The sequence below is a fragment of the Pseudoalteromonas sp. HL-AS1 genome, from assembly GCF_031198785.1.
Lineage (GTDB): Bacteria > Pseudomonadota > Gammaproteobacteria > Enterobacterales > Alteromonadaceae > Pseudoalteromonas > Pseudoalteromonas distincta.
In genome coordinates this window covers 700,257-717,193 of the sequence record NZ_CP133570.1, presented here as the reverse complement: position 1 = coordinate 717,193, position 16,937 = coordinate 700,257, and the positions used below count along the sequence as shown (strand labels likewise).

Sequence of the window (16,937 nt, the reverse complement as noted above, 5' to 3'; positions counted from 1 at the left end):
ATTTTAAGGTAATGTCCTAGTTTTAATAGACAGACTGTTTATAATTTAAATAAGTTTATGGGTTATATACTCGAAAATATTCGCTCCCATTTCGTAATTCATAAAACACTTAAAATTAATTGAGCTTTAATGATTAAACCTGAGATCCCAAGTAACGAAGCAGAGCGATTACATGCGTTAAAAACATTAAAAATTCTAGATACGTCGCATGAAGAGCGCTTTGATCGTGTTACTCGTATTGCCAAGCGTATGTTTAATGTTTCTATTTCATTGGTTACTTTAATTGACGAAGACCGCCAATGGTTTAAATCTAGGCAGGGGCTTGATGCGCCTGAGCTTCCTCGCGAAACCTCATTTTGTGGCCATACCATAAATCAAGACGAGCTCTTAATAATCCCAGATACAGTCCAAGATAAAAGGTTTTTTGATAACCCTTTTGTTACAGGCGATCCTAAAGTACGCTTTTATGCTGGCTTTCCTTTAAAATTAAGGCAAGGGGTTATTATAGGCACTTTATGCCTTGCCGATAATAAACCTAGACACCTTAATGATGAAGAAAAAAAATTACTAAAAGATTTAGGCACGTTGGTTGAGCAAGAGATTCAATCAATTCAACTAGCCACAATTGACGAGTTAACAAGAATCTCTAACCGGCGTGGCTTTTTGAGCCTTGCTGAGCATACGCTAAATATATGTAGGCGAAACAAAGTATCAATGTCGTTTATCTTGTTTGATCTTAATAAGTTTAAACAAATTAATGATGTTTATGGACACCACGAAGGCGATTTTGTATTGAATAAATTTGCGCAAATTATGCTTAGTTCATTTTGTGATTGTGAAGTAATAGGCAGACTTGGCGGAGATGAGTTTGTAGTAATGCTAAGTGATTTAGATGAAACAAAAGCTGAGTTTGTTTTACAAAGGTTTGCGGATGCAATTGCGCATGCCAATAATACCTTAAATAGGCCTTATAAAATCGATTACAGTGTAGGGGTAACACACTTTAAATACGATACAGGTAAATCGGTTGAGGATATGATTCAAGATGCTGATGTTGCAATGTATCAGCAAAAAAAGCAGCAATCACTTTAGTTGTACTAGTGTGATTACCAAGGGATTGTGTCGGTCTAATTACCGAGCGACTTTGTCGTAAATAGCATATCAGCCAGTTGTTAAACTGGCTATGATTTATGCCTATTCTTACAACGCTTGCGACCTTGCAACTCTCAGTGCAGTGGTATTCAAATTGTTTCTTAACCACATGCTACGCACACCGCCTGCGCTAATATCAATACCGAGGGCTTCAGTCAGCTTGATGGCCACTTTCTGTTGACCAAGGTGGGGATGCTCAACGGAGAATTTTACGACTGCATCTTCGATGGCTTTATCTACACAGTTTTTATGTCTTATATCGGGAGTTTCTTGGCGTTTTAAGGCATCAGGACCGCCTTGCTTAACCAGTCTTAAGTGTCGGTGAATAGTGTCTCGTGAGACGCCACTTTGTCGTGAAGCTGCACTGATACTTCCAAGCTTTTCGATTAATGCCAACACCTCTAGTTTCTTTTGTACTGCTAAGTCTTCTGATTCAAGCTTACTTGGCTCATTTACTTCAGATACCTTGAGTTGCCGCCCTGCGAAGTGTGCGGTGAAGCCTTTCTTGCTGGTGTTTCGGATCTCAATTTTCTGATTAGCTATGGAATGTTTTAGCGGTGAATCAATCAAATAGAACTTGTTACCGTAGCTGAAGGTGTGGTCATTGCGGATCTTACGATGGTCTTTAATGACGCAGATATCATCAAGGTTGGTGTGTTTCGATAATGGTGTAAATTCAGGCGCTTGCTTTGATTTCACTTGAATTCTAGACTGCCAGAATTGTGGGATGAATACATGTTTCAGGTATGCATTAGCACTGGCTATATCTTTAATATTGTTAAGCCTTAGCTCAGGTACAAGACGGTCTTGAAATGTATCAAAGGCACGTTCAACACGGCCTTTACCTTGAGGCGAATTGGCGAAGATAATCTCAATACCCAATTCTTCACATGCACGCTGCATTTGTGAGAAGTTGCAACGCTTAGGGCCGCCGAAGATACCCGCTCTATCCACGTACAGCGTTTTAAACACGCCCTTAGTTTCGATGCAATCTCGCATGACTTTCATACAACCAGCGGTGGTTTCAGATGGGAAGAACTCTGCATGTACTTCACTGGTGGCATCATCAATCATCGCAATCAAACAATGCTTCTTATCGCCAAACCAACGATGGGGACTACCATCCATCTGCATCATTAAGCCCGGCGCTGCCATACGCTCTCTGCGTTTTCGAACATTGCTACGTCTTCGTTTGGCTCGTTTAACGTGATGAATATCATGTGCCCAACCGCGAAGGGTTTCACGCTTAATAACAATGTTCTCATTCGTAGCTAATTGTTCAGCCAAGTGCAACAGATTCAAATCGTAATATTTTTCCTGAATCAATTTTTGAACCGCTTTTTTTATTGATACCGGCGTTTTGTTGGGTGGGGCTTTGCCACTGTTACCATGCACAACAAACTGAATACCGACTTTCTGATATCTCTTCACATAGCGTTCTATTGAACGTCTAGACTTACTGAGTAACTTAGCAGCATTGGCAATTGTTATTCTGCCTTCAACCACTTTGGCAATTATATCAACGGTTAGTTGAGCTTTAGAATCCATCACAATCATCCTCAACATGCCTTCTAGTATTCAAAAACAAGAACACTAACAAACATGTAAAAAAGAGACCGACAGTTTCCCTTGGTAATTAGCAATTACGACAGAATTGCTTGGTAATTAAGATACGACAAAGTCGCTTGGTGTTAACAACTTTAGTTGTACTAGCTCAGACTTGATCTGACAGTTACCCGTTTTTTAATCGGTGACTGTCAGTCTAGATTTGAGCTAAATTTTTCTCAGCCCAGATCAATTTTCCATCTAATAAAGTTTCTAATGGCGTTCTGCCACAGCATATTTTTCCTTGATGAGTTCGGTCATTATTGTAATAAATCATCCATTCGTCCAGATCCTTTTGCAATTCCGCTAATGAGCTATATAGCTTTTTACGGAATGTAACTTGATAGAATTCATTGAGTATCGTTTTGTGGAAGCGTTCGCAGATACCATTTGTTTGCGGTGACATAGCTTTGGTTTTTGTATGATCGATATCATTAATAGCCAGATATAACTGGTAATCATGATGTTCGACTTTGCCACAATATTCAGTGCCTCTATCGGTTAGAATACGTAGCATGGGAAGCTCGTACTGTTCGAAGTACGGCAGTACTTTGTCGTTGAGTATGTCAGCCGCAGTAATTGGCGTTTTCGTGGTGTAGAGCTTAGCGAACGCTACTTTGCTGTATGTATCAACGAAGGTTTGTTGGTAGATACGCCCAACGCCTTTGAGATTACCCACGTAAAATGTATCTTGAGAGCCTAGATAACCTGGGTGAGCCGTTTCAATTTCACCACACGCTTCGTCATCATGTTTTTTCTTTTCAAGCGCAGCTACTTGAGCGTCGGTGAGAATGATACCTTCGTTAGCAACTTTATTTTCTAGTGCCTTGAGACGCTTTTTGAAGTTCTCTAGGTCATGACGTAGCCATATTGAACGAACACCGCTGCCAGAAACGAATACGCCTTGTTTTCTGAGTTCATTACTCGTTCTGTGTTGGCCATGAGCTGGATAATCGACAGCGTATTTAATGACGGCTTGTTCAGTTGCTTCATCAACTCTATTTTTTAAGTTTGGCGCTCTACGACTTTTATCAATTAACGCATCAAGTCCACCGTCTTCGACGAGTTCTTGATATCGATAAAATGTATCACGGGATACGCCCATCACTTTGCAGGCTCTTGATACGTTGCCAAGTTCTTCTGCAAGATTAAGTAAACCCGCTTTGTGTTTAATAATTGGATTGTTAGTATGTAGCATGAGAGTTACCTCTTATATGTTTTGATTTAAAGATTCGACACCTTTTATCAAAACGGGTAACTCTCACTTTTTCAAGTTGATGTGTCAGATCTTGTCTGAACTAATACACTTTAGTGATCTATTTAGTTTAATTGCTGCTTGAACTTCACTTAACTTCCTCATGCTAGTACGAATCTTATAATAGGTAGTTATTGGCTATTGCAGTCATTTTTTGCAGCGGGTGATGCTAAAGACACATTTGGTTGCCAAATCCTGTCCCATATTTTATGAAGATTGTTTAAGTTTGGTCTTTGACTTATTTTTTCAAAGTTACCAATGCTCACCTCTGAATCATTTTTTTGACCCACTACAAAATTAAACACATAGTTGCATTCCATGCCCATACGTAAATCAGAAAGTACAATACTGCTTTGCTGTTGGCGCACCGAATAAAACCCTTTAGTAAACCACTGCAAGCGTTTTATAGCCCATTCATCGCTAATATTATTTAACAATGAAGGCGTTGTTTGATAAGGCGTTAATGTAACATCGCTGGGCGCGTCAAATACTGATGCATAACCTTCGTAGTATTGTCCGTCAGACATCACAACAATACGCCACAGCAAAGTGGTTATCGGTGCAGGCGTACTAATATACGCATTTACTGGTATTTGCCTGTTGTTGAGTGCTGTTTTCACCTTGTCATCAATACTTACTTTTAAAATTAAAGCACAAAATAAATATAGACTACTTAAAACTAAGGCCGCTGAATTTATACGATAAGCCGTTGCTGCTTGTATTTTGGGTATTAGCGTACATATTACGCCAATTAATAAAGGAAGCGTGTAAGCGGGGTCAATAATAAACACACTAGAAACCGCAAAGGGGTACTCAGTAAAAGGCCAGAGTAGTTGTGTACCGTATACCGTTAGGCTGTCTAATATGGCATGTGTAGATAAACTTAAAAATACTAGCCAAAACCAGCGTACTTTATAAATTTGCATTCCCGCGTGTATTTTTAATATTAGCCATACAATGAGAGGGCTAATTAATAAATGTATTAATAACGAATGACTAAAGCTACGGTGATAAGTAAATGCTTCTACAGAGCCACCATATGGCAAAAATACATCTAAATCAGGGAGTGTGCCTAAAATTGCTCCCCATAAAACGGCTTTTCGACCTATTTTATTGCCTAATACCGCATAACCTACAGCACTGCCTAATACTATCTGCGTTAAAGAATCCATTTTGATTAATACCTTTAATTACTACTTTTATTATTTATACTTTTTGATTATTAAAAAGCGTCAAAAAATAATGTGGAATATTTGATAAGCACATCAATGCCTAAAATTTATAAACTAAGCCTAGGTTTTATAAAATCTAAAAATGCTGTAATGCGAGACGATACAGCACTATTTTTATAATACACGGCTTGTACAACCTCTCGGTTATTAGGTGAGCTAACTGCACTGGGTAACACTTCAACTAATTTACCTGTTTTTAGGTCATTGCCAATCATAAAGTGAGAAAGTAGCGCCACACCTTGGTTTGCAATACATAGTTGGCGCACTGTTTCGCCGCTGCTTGCGCTAAGCGAAAACGTAAATAAAGCGGGCTTTACTAACGGCCAATTGTTTAATTTAGGGAAGTCACTAAAACCAATTATCTTGTGATTTTGTAAGTCATCTATTTGTGTAATTGCTGCGTTGTTTTTTATATATTCTGGGCTGGCTACAATACGTAACTGGCTGCTGCCAAGTTTACGAACATGTAAATTTGAGTCTTTTAAATCACCAATACGTATGGCTAAATCGGTTTTATGTTCAAGTAAATCAATAATGCTGTCGTGTGAGGTTATATCAAGCGTTATGTGGGGGTATTGCTTGGCAAATTCGCCAATTAAAGGCGTAAGTTGGTGCAATACAAAAGGGCTTGCCGCATCTATTCGCAGCTTGCCACTTGGCGCTTGTTTTAAAAGCTTTATGGCTTCTTCACCGGTATAAAGCGTATTTAACCCTTCGCGCGCATATTTTATAAAAGTATGGCCTTCTTCGGTAAGCTCTAATCGGCGTGTTGTTCTGTTTAGCAAAGTGCATTGCAGTGTATTTTCAAGGCGTGATACAGCTCGCGACACTTTAGCCACCTGTTGATCGAGCAAATTAGCCGCCCCCGAAAAGCTTCCGCAATCTACTACCGTTATAAACGTTTCTAAATCTTCAGTTTTTGAATGAACAGCCATAAATATACCAACACCATCTTTGCATTATTAACAAAAGTATTTTGTCACTAATGCTATTTTTTGCAAACGATATTTTAGCCAAACTACATTCTTCAAATATTAATGAGGATATAACTATGCCATTGGCTTTGTGGGCGCTTACCTTAAGCGCATTTGCAATAGGAACAACTGAGTTTGTAATAGTGGGATTAGTACCCACCATTGCAAACGACTTAGGCGTAAGCCTACCTTCAGCAGGTTTGCTTGTAAGTTTATATGCGGTTGGCGTTGCCATCGGTGCGCCGGTGCTAACGGCTTTAACGGGTCGCTGGAATCGTAAAGTGGTACTAATAAGCTTAATGGGCTTATTTGTTTTAGGTAACTTACTTGCATGGCAAGCGCCAAGTTACGAAACATTAATACTTGCGCGCATTTTAACGGGGCTTGCCCACGGTGTGTTTTTTTCAATCGGATCGATGATTGCCACTAGCCTAGTAAGCAAAGACAAAGAAGCCAGTGCAATAGCCATTATGTTTACCGGGCTTACTGTAGCACTCGTAACTGGTGTGCCACTAGGTACATGGATTGGACAACACTTTGGTTGGCGTGCAACGTTTTTAGTTGTGTCGGTATTAGGTTTAATTGCATTAATCGGCAGCTCTATTTTAGTGCCAAAAAACTTAAAACAATCAATACCAGCCACGTTTAAAGAACAACTACAAGTAATCGTAAAACCGCGTTTATTACTCGTATATTTAATGACGATACTGGGCTACGGCGGCACGTTTACAGCGTTTACTTATTTAGCACCTATTTTAGAGCAACAAACAGGTTTTGCGCCTTCGGCTATTGCCTTAATAATGCTTGTTTACGGCGTATCGGTAGCGATAGGTAATATTTGGGGTGGAAAGTTGGCCGACAAACGCGGCCCAATTAGTGCCCTGAGCATTATATTCAGCGCTTTGAGTATTATTTTACTGATATTTACCTTTACGATGGAATCAAAAATTGCTGCTGTACTTACTATTTTAGTCTGGGGCGCATTTGCTTTTGGTAATGTGCCAGGCTTGCAACTTTATGTAGTAAAGCAAGCACAAAAGCACACGCCAAATGCGGTAGATGTTGCATCAGGTTTGAACATAGCCGCATTTAATATTGGTATTGCACTTGGCTCAATTATTGGCGGTAGCGTAGTAGAGAACATGACCCTGCAAGATACAGCATGGATAGGCGCCGTTATCTCTGTTTTAGCACTTGGTGTTACACGCTACAGCGGTATGCTTGATAAACGTGAAATTCAGCAAGCATAAAGTATCTTCTGTTAACCTTGAAACTAAAATTAATGACCTCATACCTGTTATGAGGTCATAGAATTTTAAGTGACAGTCTTAATAAGAAGTAAAAGGTGTATTTCGTAAAACTATAGGGCGTGTTGCTCTTTGGTTGTTGAATTTGCAGTAGTAAGTTTGGTTTTTAGGCAAGGCAGAGCCTATGTAGTGTGGTTGTTCCCCATAAATAGGCGATAACGCAGCATAAAAACCAAACATACACTGCCCGTTGGGTTCTTTCTAGGAGCGATTAACTCTTTGTTGCCTACATGGATGTAGGTAAGGGGCGTGAGCAGGACGCGGAAGCTTTGCTCGGTTTTTACTTATTCTTACATGGATGTAAGCCAGTAGGGTAACGCAGGAGCAGTTACCGAGCCCACTAGGTTACAAACCTCGCGCCGCGATTAAATCGCCCCTAGATTGAACAAATTTCAATCCACAAAGAACAACACGCCCTAGTGAAGTTTGTATTTCAAAACCGATTATTTTATAAGGATAAACCATGACAAAACGTGTAATAGAAATGCCAGAACTAGGTATGGGAACATTCCGTTTGGAGGGCGACACTGCCTATAACTCAGTAAAAATGGCGCTCGAAGTTGGGTTTCGCCATATTGATACTGCACAAATTTATGGCAACGAAGAGCAAGTAGGCCAAGCCATAAAAGATAGTAATATTCCGCGCAGTGAAATATTCTTAACTACCAAAGTGTGGAATAACAAATTAAATAAAAGCGACTTTATCCCAAGCGTTAAAAAGTCACTTGAAAAGCTACAGGTTGATTCGGTCGACTTACTGCTAATTCATTGGCCATCGCCTGCTAACGACGAGCCAATGAGTGAATACCTCACTGAATTACTAAAAGCGAAGCAGCTTGGTTTGACTAAGCACATTGGTGTATCAAACTTCACCATTGCAAACTTAAATGAAGCAATGCAAACACTCGACTCGCGTGAAATATTTACCAATCAGGTTGAGGTTCACCCATATTTAACTAATACTAGATTGCGTGCGTTTTGTGCTCAGCACGATATACACGTAACGGCGTACATGCCATTTGTAGTAGGCAAAGTACTTAAAGATCAAACCATTATCGACATTGCTAAAAAGCACGATGCAAGTCCAGCACAAGTTGTTTTAGCATGGGTTAACGCCAGCGGTATGACGACAATTCCATCATCAACTAAGCGCAAAAATTTAGAAGATAACTTTAACGACCACGTTAAATTAGATGATGAAGACATAGCCCGCATTGATGGCCTAGATTGTGGCGACCGCCAAGCAACACCAGACTTTGCGCCGCAGTGGGATTAGTAAACTTACCTCAAACGCAAAGTTAAACTAAATATTTTAAGGTGTAGATTATCTACACCTTAACTTTTAAAAAGGAATACACATGTTAACGGTTATAGCTGCACTGTCGTGCAAAAATATTGATGCAGATGTGATGCTTACAGCACTTGAAAACTTACAAAAGTCATCGCGCCAAGAAGTAGGGTGCTTACGTTATGAACTATCGGTAAAAAGTGATGATGAACATACCGATTACGTTGTTAGCGAACAGTGGGCGTCTGACGAACACTTTGAAGCGCATAAAAACGAGCCACACTTTAAAGCGTTTGGTATGCAAGTTACTGGGCTTTTAACCAATAGTAGTATCGATGTATATAAATCAATTGGTTAAATTATTTTTATAGTGCTTATTATGGTATGTATTAAAATACTTAGCTAAATTACATGTAATAAAGTAAATACTCAAATAGGTGCTGTTAACTTACATCACCTTTTTATTAAGTCCCCAATCGCTTTAATCCTAACTTTCTCCAAAATATCAATTAAATCTCGACGTTATTTAAATCAACTGATTAGCTCAGTTATACCCTAAGTAGCACGTAAAATTACTCTGCACTATTTTTACGTGCAAAACAGACTCTAATAAATAGCTTATTTAATTTATTGTTTACATTAAAGTTCTCTGGTGTAAATATAGAAACATGTAATATAAGTCATTTTGGTTTGTTATAAAAAACAAAATGGTTTTGAATAATCTGTTAGTAACGCAAGGTAATTCATGGCAATTGTACATTTCGAATCTGTACCTTTTAGGGATATATACGGTGATAAAAATGGAGTTATCGATGGAGACTTTAATGAGCAATCTCTTAGTGAACACTTAATCGAATACTGGGTTAGCTACGTGGAATGTCACCATTGCCCAAGGGGAAATACTTGTAAATTTGCCATACCTCATCATAAATGGGAGTGGAAGAAATTAGAAATACAATGTGGTGTTAAATCTGAGTTTATAAAAAATTTCGTAGCACTTACATTTGATGAGTATCTCGAAGCCGAAAATCATGTCCAAGAGAGGTTGTTATCAGCTACATTTTATCTTTCAGAATACACCATGATATCAGAGCAGCAAATCGGTTGGACTATAGATGATGAGTGGCTTAAAAATTTAGGTACATATGGTAAAGCTTTTCTCGGCAATATAGTTCACTTGAGAGAAAAGCTGACATATGCGGCACAAGATTTATCTTATATACCAAACCTATATAGTCGTAAGCCAATACTCTTGGTTGAGGGACAGTCAGAAAAAGCTTTTATAGATAAATTGCGAGAATCACACAATAGCTGGTTTACAGATCTTCGTACTGAAGTTTATGGTGGAAATGGTAACGCACATCCTAGGCGGATTCAGATGCGTCTAGATAAGTATGTAGAGGATGGTTACACCTGCTATATGCAAGGTGACAAAGATGGAAATGAAAAGGGAAGTTTTGAAAGGCTCATAAAACATAATACAGTCGAAGAGAAAAATACTTTTCTTTTCGACTTCGATTTTGAGTCAGCGATTCCAAGAAAGTTATTATTTTTAGCTCTACAGAATCTTGATTTGCTCTTAGATGTGGATATAAAAGCTTTTCTAATGCAGATTGATCATGAATCTTCAATTTGCACCCAAATTAAATCTGTCTTTGATGTCAATTTAGAACCTTATAAAGTGCAACTTGCAGATGAAATAGGCTGGATTTTTAATAATAGTGAATTTCATTGGTACCAAGATAAGGATGGTTTTATGGAGGAAACTGAACTGGGACGTTTTTTGGATTTTGTTATAAAAATGAAATAGCATTACTAATAATGCATTTAAATGAAAATATTTTATAAGCTCTTTCTTTACGCCGCATTACAACCTAAATGCTAGTCATTATTAATGTAGCGTTAGGTTATTTTTATAATATGGAGATTACGGTGACAAAGTTATTATCTTTATTTTTTTTGTTCATTTCTTTTAATCTCTTGGCTGATTTTATACATCCGATGGACTTTGATAATTCTAAAGCTCAGCAAAATAGAGTTATTGAGATTATCAAAAATCGTGTTAAATATGATTATTGTGACAGTGGGTTAGATATGTGCCAACCAATGATGCTGAGAATGATGGAAAGTGAAAACTTAAAAGCCTTTAAAAATGCATCTCAAGTAAATAATAGAGAAATAATGGATCGTGTAATTAAAGATTATTGTAGTAGTGGTCTTGATATGTGTAGCTATACAAATATTTTTATGATGTATCAAGAAAATCTTAAAGCGAGTAAAGAATCACTAAGTTGGTAAATTATCCATACATAATCTACAAGGACTAAAAGTAAAGCTCTTAGCATTTTACTCCGTCGCACTTAGACTCACATTTTAGCCACCTATTTTGGAGTGTTAGTCATTTTATCAGAGCTAAAACATAAGTTTTTTAATCATTAGTTGGTAAATTGCTAGCTGAAAAATCACAGCTAATAAAGCTTTAATAGCCTTTAGCTGTATCAATTTATATGGAGATAATAATGAAAAAATTAATCGGACTAGTAGCGTTGCTAGGCTTTGTCTCATTTGCACAAGCTAATGGTAGTTTTGTAGTGAATGCCAAATTTTATGATAATAAAAACCTAATTGGCTCGCCTACTTTAGTTGTAAATTCAAATGAAGAGGCATCAGTTTCAGTTGATAATTCGTATAGCTTTGCTCTTACAGTAGCGCCAATTGATGATTCTACTGTTAGTTTAGCAACTGACCTGAAGCTAGGTGGAAAACACATGGCTCCCTCTTTAGTTGTTGAACTAGGCAAAGAAGCAAGTATCAATATTGATGGTAAAGAGCTTTCAGTTTTAGTAAGCAAATCAAGCAGCTAACAAGTTAAAATTAGGAATATAATTAATGAAAAACTCAAGAAATGAGATAGTAAAATATGGAGTCTCTTTTGGTACAGCTCTAGCAATTGCTATTTCATGGAGTGCTAACGAGTCTGTGTTATGGGCAATTTTGCATGGTTTTTTATCTTGGTTTTATGTTATTTGGCATGTAATTACGCGATAAGTGCTTTCGCGTGTGCACTGATTGATTATGTTGATTGCGGTCAATGTGAATAGTCGAGTAATTACCATTTAAAACGATTAAGTTAAAAATATAAAAGGAATAATTAATAATGAAAGGTGCGGGTGGAAGCTCTGGTGGTATTGGGCATTTTTTTATTGGTTTGATTATGATGTGCGGTGGCTTTTATATGCTGCTAAACGCAATTTCGGTGACCTCTAATTTTGGACTAAGTTCTCGCATTTATAGTGTTAATGCTTTAGGTGGCTTTGGCGTTACAGGCGGCATGGTTATGATCCCATTTATTTTTGGTGTGGGTCTGATTTTTTACAATTCTAAAAATATTTTAGGCTGGGTGCTATCTCTAGGTTCGTTAACCGCACTCATATTTGGCGTTATATCGAGTGTGCGATTTAGTATGCGAACTATGACGTCGTTTGATTTGATTGTTATTATAATTTTAGCGTTTGGTGGCTTAGGGCTGTTTTTACGTTCGCTTAAATCTATTGATACTTAAATAATTACCACGCTTTGTTTTAAATACAATTTTAATTATAGGCATTTAACATGATGTTCTAATGCTTAAGCTAATACATTAATAATGTAATCCTTCCTATTTACTGCTTAACCAGTAACGTATTTTAAAGAGATTTATGTGAACAACTCAATACAGCTAAAACTAATTGCTACTCACTTATTAGCACAAAGAGAAGAAAATCCAGCACGTTCAAACTTTCCTAAAGAGTTAGTATGTAGTGGTCAACTAATTTTGGCCACAGTTTTAGAATCTTGGTATCTAACCTCAGATTCATTTGGTGCTAAACCTGCATTATAATGATGTGGTCTAACATTGTTGTAATATCCGTTGATATAATCACTCACACTATATTTAGCTTCTTCAAAGTTTTCATATCCAACTTTTGGCATCCACTCCGTTTTAAAGCTTCTAAAAAATCGTTCCATTGGCGCATTATCCCAACAATTTCCGCGCCGACTCATGCTTTGTGTGATTTTATAGCGCCATAAACGTTGGCGATACTTCAAGCTTGTATAGTGGCTTCCTTGGTCTGAGTGAAACATCAGTCCTGTCGGTTTTCCTCTGCTTTCATACGCGAGTTCAAGCGCTTTTAGCGTTAAGTTAGTATCTGGCGACAATGACATTGCCCAACCAACGACTTTGCGTGCAAATAAATCAACAACGACCGCTAAATAAGCCCAGCGATTACCTATCCAAAGTAGAGTAAGAGGCAGAACGTAGTCGAACTATTTTTCTGCCTCTCCTCTCCGAACCGTACGTGCACCTTTCAGCGCATACAGCTCTCCGCTTAATTGTGGCTTACAGCCATTACAACATCGCTGTAGCGAGATGTGACAGTATTTCTCATTTCATCTCTAAGATAAGGGTTTGATTCAGGTAATCGCCAACGGAAGGGCAACTTAGGACTGCTCACCAGTCGATATAGTGAAGCGCTACATAAATTACCTCGATTGCTTTTACCAAATAATACCCAAGTCTTGGCCTGATTTGGCGTCGGTCGTTTTATCCACTTCATCATTAATGACTTAACGGAGCAACGATATTTCCGCGCTAGCCATTTTGCTAATTTCCAGAAAACTATACGATCAATTTTACTGTAAACTTTAGCGGTATAATCAGTATGACGATAAAATTGCGCCCAGCCTTTAAGCTTGCGGCTGAGTTGTTCAACTTTGTCTATCTTGCTACAACTGTGATCACTGGATAAAGCTTGGCTCAAGGAATGAGAAAATGCTTTAGCCTTACCATGTGGAATACCAGACACCACACGCATATTCCCTTTAGGACCACGTTTCCTTATGATCCTATGACCAAGGAAGATAAATCCATCATTCACATGCGTAATATGGGTTTTCTCCATGTTAAGTGTGAGTTTAAGTTTACCTTCAAGAAAATTTCGACACTGATCACGAATGGCTTCTGCTTGTTGTTTGTTACCTTTGACAATCACAAGAAAGTCATCGGCATAACGACAATAAGCAACCCCAGGTTTCCATTGTCTATTTTCCTCTAGTGCAATGGTACGCTTATCTTGGATTGTACGATTCCAGTACCAGCGATCTTTACGTGCTTTCTTGCTCAAGTAGCATTTATCCAAATACTGATCAAATTCGTTGAGCATGATATTTGACAATAATGGAGAAATGACACCACCTTGTGGTACGCCTTCGCTTGTTGCACAGAATAGATTACGTTCAATATGTCCTGCTTTGATGAACCGCCAGAGCAATTCATTAAATCGTCGACAATTGATACGCTTACGCACACATGTCATCAGTAATTGATGGTGGACTGTATCAAAATAACTTGATAAATCCCCTTCAATTACCCAGCGCCCACGTGGTTCACTTGAGCCTGTCATTTGTAACTTAACAGTTCTAATGGCGTGATGGACACTGCGTTCAGGTCTAAAACCATAGGATAGTGAATGAAAATCATTTTCCCATATCGGCTCCATTGCCATGAGCATGGCACGTTGCACTATTCTGTCTCTTAAGGTGGGTATGCCTAAAGGGCGTTGCTTTCCATTCGCTTTAGGAATATAAATTCGTCTGGCAGGCATTGGTTGATAATTACCCGAGAGTAAATCATTTCTGATCCCATCTAAGTAATCAGTCAGCTTATCCTGTAAGTGAATTTTAGTTATTCCATCAACGCCAGGTGTTTTGGCACCTTTTGAAGAAAGCGTTACTTCAGCCGCTTGGCAAAGCCATTGTGGGTGACTGATAAGGCGCAGTAATCGATTAACGCGACGCGCTTTATCTGTTGCTGTCCATGTTGCTAATTTACGTTGCAGTTCGCTGATTATCACAGGTCTTCACCTCATTAAGGTCAGGTAATTTGCTTGCGCAAATCAATTAAACTGCGCCCCTTCGCCATGTAATGGGCTTTCCCCATCTCAGACTACTACGAACGCTCCGCCAGCTTGTTTGTCATCGGGGTCGTGCTCCCTTAGCATTCAAACAAACCTTCCCCGGTTTACCTATCTGAACTCGAACATATTGGGGTGGATGCCGATCGCAGTCTTTAACCTTATCGTGCTGTAAGGTGATAATACTTAAACGCTGAATTGTGATTTAGCGTTTATCCATTGATAAATACCTACGTGTGATTTATCAAGTCGGCAATAATACTCATACATTTAGTATTATTGCAGCATCATATTGCCTGTTAATTCGTGTAGGCAATGGCGACGTTTCAGCCCATAGATGCGGGTTAATCGGTTCATGTACTTCATCCGTCCAATACTTAGTCTAGAAGAGCATCTTGGCGTAACGAATTCGCCTCACTCCCCGTTGTCAGCGAGTTCCATCACCTTATCAGCATACGATAAGTCACTGCCGCTCAGACTCAACTATCTGCACAACCAGATAGTGCCATAAACAATTTGGCTCCTACCGTATTGCTCATGTATTTCAGATAGACTCGTGGTTCATTAAAGCATTCCTTGCTAGTGCTGAACTCCGGGCACACTATACGTCACATCACCGCACCACACCGTATCCGGCTCAACAACATCAAACTGCCTATCTAGAAAATTCGGGATTTCAAGGTGCTCATTACCACCGCGTTTATATTGATGTTGTGGTACTTGGCAGCTCTCTAGTTTTAGTTTAACCATCAGCTTAGCGGCGCGATAACGGCTTAATTCAAAACCGTTATTCGTTGCAATTGCTGCGATTGTCCGTGCCCCAGCCGAACCGCCACTCATTGCATGTATAACTTTAACTTCCGCTTCTAACCTTACTTGCTCTGGTGTCGATGTTGTATCCCGTATGGCCCAATATTTATAGCTGCTGCGATGCACATTGAATACGCTACACAACACGCTGATTGGGTAACGCTCTCGTTGATTTAATTTCTCAATTAACGAGAATTGCTCAGGGAGTCGGACATCAAGAGACCGGTAGCCTTTTTTAATATATCCTTTTCTAATTCAATGCGTTGGATTTGCTTTTTAAGTTCGCGGATTTCAATTTGTTCAGGCGTCATTGGTGAAGCCAATGGGGACTGGCCATTCCGTTCTTGCTTTAATTGAGTTACCCACTTACTTACAGTTGATTTACCAACCCCCATAGCTTTAGCTGCATCTTCTTGCGTATAGCCTTGATCAATTACAAGCTGAGCTGTTTCTAATTTGATTGCAGTAGAATACGTTGCCCGTTTTAATTTCGTCATTTTTTTCACCCAAATTTGTATGCTTATTAGCATAACATTTCTTTCTTAATGGGTGGCCAAATTAACTATGCCACTACAATACTAGACTCGACTGACGATGCAATAGAAGTACAAAAGTTGATGATTTACTTAAATGATCAAACGGTATATGGCTGGAAGTGTATGCTGCCTTTAGATAATGGCTCAATTATATTAGCGCCTCTTTTACATGCACCTATAAAACAAGCTGAAAATTGCCCACTGTATATAACAAACAATAAAGCGCTTATTGAACCAGAAATTGCATTTATTTTGCAAAGCGATTTACCAAGTAATAAAACCTATACAAATAAAGACGTAGATACTGCATTTGCCAGCGCCCATTTAGCACTTGAGCTTATTCAAAAAAGGTTTGATGAAGACACTCCAAGCACTCACATTGAAAAGCTGGCCGATGGCCTATCTAATCAAGGCGTGTATTTAGGCCCGCAAATAGATAAAGCCAAAGCGTATAACGCAAGTACTGTAAATATCAACGTTAAGCAAACTGAGCTGGAGTTAAACTTGGTAGGTGTGCACCCTGCAGAACTTGCGCAGCTTCCACTTTATTGGGCGGTTAATTACTTATCAGCAAAGGGAATTAACTTAAAAGCAGGGCAAGTGTTTATAACAGGTTCTTACTGTGGCGTGGTTGAGCTTAATACTAATGAGCAAACATGTATTACATATGAAGATTTAAATACATTTAATGTGACATTTTTATCCCATTAAGCGTAATACTCATTTTAACGGTCATAATAAAACAACCGTAAGCGTCTAGCGAACCACACCTAGCATCGATGTTCTGATTATCTAAAAATACCTGCTCAATGATAAATTCGGAG

Annotated in this window: 15 protein-coding genes and 2 pseudogenes; 10 read left to right on the top strand and 7 right to left on the bottom strand. The window is 38.7% G+C overall.

What is annotated here, in order from left to right:
- Positions 1 to 129 precede the first annotated feature (129 nt).
- Positions 130 to 1,092 (top strand): sensor domain-containing diguanylate cyclase, encoded by a 963-nt coding sequence (locus tag RB214_RS20085; RefSeq protein WP_294116928.1) that lies wholly within the window; start codon positions 130 to 132, stop codon positions 1,090 to 1,092.
- A 108-nt stretch (positions 1,093 to 1,200) separates the two neighbouring features.
- On the opposite strand, the gene RB214_RS20080 is transcribed toward RB214_RS20085, so the two are convergent.
- The 4 genes from RB214_RS20080 to RB214_RS20065 form a co-directional block, all read right to left on the bottom strand.
- On the bottom strand, positions 1,201 to 2,709 hold the full coding sequence (locus RB214_RS20080) for an ISNCY family transposase (RefSeq protein ID WP_008467871.1): 1,509 nt from the start codon (positions 2,707 to 2,709) through the stop codon (positions 1,201 to 1,203).
- Positions 2,710 to 2,914: 205 nt separating this feature from the next.
- Positions 2,915 to 3,955, bottom strand: coding sequence for an IS481 family transposase (locus tag RB214_RS20075; RefSeq protein ID WP_138488686.1), 1,041 nt, complete (start codon positions 3,953 to 3,955; stop codon positions 2,915 to 2,917).
- Positions 3,956 to 4,143: 188 nt separating this feature from the next.
- A complete protein-coding gene (locus RB214_RS20070) occupies positions 4,144 to 5,184 on the bottom strand; it encodes a metal-dependent hydrolase (protein WP_294116926.1) in 1,041 nt (346 codons plus the stop codon).
- A 107-nt stretch (positions 5,185 to 5,291) separates the two neighbouring features.
- Complete coding sequence (locus RB214_RS20065; RefSeq protein ID WP_039487554.1) at positions 5,292 to 6,179, bottom strand: LysR family transcriptional regulator; 888 nt, start codon at positions 6,177 to 6,179, stop codon at positions 5,292 to 5,294.
- Between the two features lie 116 nt (positions 6,180 to 6,295).
- On the opposite strand from RB214_RS20065, the gene RB214_RS20060 reads away from it, so the two are divergent.
- The 8 genes from RB214_RS20060 (at position 6,296) to RB214_RS20025 (ending at position 12,375) form a co-directional block, all read left to right on the top strand.
- The gene (locus RB214_RS20060) at positions 6,296 to 7,468 is read left to right on the top strand and encodes an MFS transporter (RefSeq protein ID WP_024593033.1); all 1,173 of its coding nucleotides are present in this window, start codon (positions 6,296 to 6,298) and stop codon (positions 7,466 to 7,468) included.
- A 520-nt stretch (positions 7,469 to 7,988) separates the two neighbouring features.
- The gene (dkgB, locus tag RB214_RS20055; protein WP_294116536.1) at positions 7,989 to 8,801 is read left to right on the top strand and encodes a 2,5-didehydrogluconate reductase DkgB; all 813 of its coding nucleotides are present in this window, start codon (positions 7,989 to 7,991) and stop codon (positions 8,799 to 8,801) included.
- A gap of 82 nt (positions 8,802 to 8,883) precedes the next feature.
- Complete coding sequence (locus tag RB214_RS20050) at positions 8,884 to 9,171, top strand: putative quinol monooxygenase (RefSeq protein WP_007378673.1); 288 nt, start codon at positions 8,884 to 8,886, stop codon at positions 9,169 to 9,171.
- Between the two features lie 387 nt (positions 9,172 to 9,558).
- Positions 9,559 to 10,623, top strand: a complete 1,065-nt coding sequence (locus tag RB214_RS20045) for a hypothetical protein (protein WP_294116526.1) — start codon at positions 9,559 to 9,561, stop codon at positions 10,621 to 10,623.
- 122 nt (positions 10,624 to 10,745) lie between these two features.
- On the top strand, positions 10,746 to 11,111 hold the full coding sequence (locus RB214_RS20040) for a hypothetical protein (RefSeq protein ID WP_294116525.1): 366 nt from the start codon (positions 10,746 to 10,748) through the stop codon (positions 11,109 to 11,111).
- A gap of 221 nt (positions 11,112 to 11,332) precedes the next feature.
- Entirely contained in the window at positions 11,333 to 11,677 is a 345-nt protein-coding gene (locus RB214_RS20035; RefSeq protein WP_294116524.1) for a hypothetical protein, read from the top strand.
- A 25-nt stretch (positions 11,678 to 11,702) separates the two neighbouring features.
- The gene (locus tag RB214_RS20030; protein WP_010553058.1) at positions 11,703 to 11,861 is read left to right on the top strand and encodes a hypothetical protein; all 159 of its coding nucleotides are present in this window, start codon (positions 11,703 to 11,705) and stop codon (positions 11,859 to 11,861) included.
- A 109-nt stretch (positions 11,862 to 11,970) separates the two neighbouring features.
- On the top strand, positions 11,971 to 12,375 hold the full coding sequence (locus RB214_RS20025) for a hypothetical protein (RefSeq protein WP_002958658.1): 405 nt from the start codon (positions 11,971 to 11,973) through the stop codon (positions 12,373 to 12,375).
- Between the two features lie 242 nt (positions 12,376 to 12,617).
- Here RB214_RS20025 and RB214_RS20020 read toward each other — a convergent pair.
- From RB214_RS20020 to RB214_RS20010, 3 genes and pseudogenes are all read right to left on the bottom strand, one after another.
- A pseudogene (locus tag RB214_RS20020) lies at positions 12,618 to 13,103 on the bottom strand (IS3 family transposase); the annotation flags it as partial.
- 80 nt (positions 13,104 to 13,183) lie between these two features.
- A complete protein-coding gene (gene ltrA / locus RB214_RS20015) occupies positions 13,184 to 14,707 on the bottom strand; it encodes a group II intron reverse transcriptase/maturase (protein ID WP_008109360.1) in 1,524 nt (507 codons plus the stop codon).
- 663 nt (positions 14,708 to 15,370) lie between these two features.
- Positions 15,371 to 16,074: pseudogene (locus RB214_RS20010) on the bottom strand (transposase); the annotation flags it as partial.
- A gap of 48 nt (positions 16,075 to 16,122) precedes the next feature.
- Between RB214_RS20010 and RB214_RS20005 the strand changes: the two are divergent.
- A complete protein-coding gene (locus RB214_RS20005; protein ID WP_294116514.1) occupies positions 16,123 to 16,824 on the top strand; it encodes a 2-keto-4-pentenoate hydratase in 702 nt (233 codons plus the stop codon).
- The last annotated feature ends 113 nt before the right edge of the window (positions 16,825 to 16,937 follow it).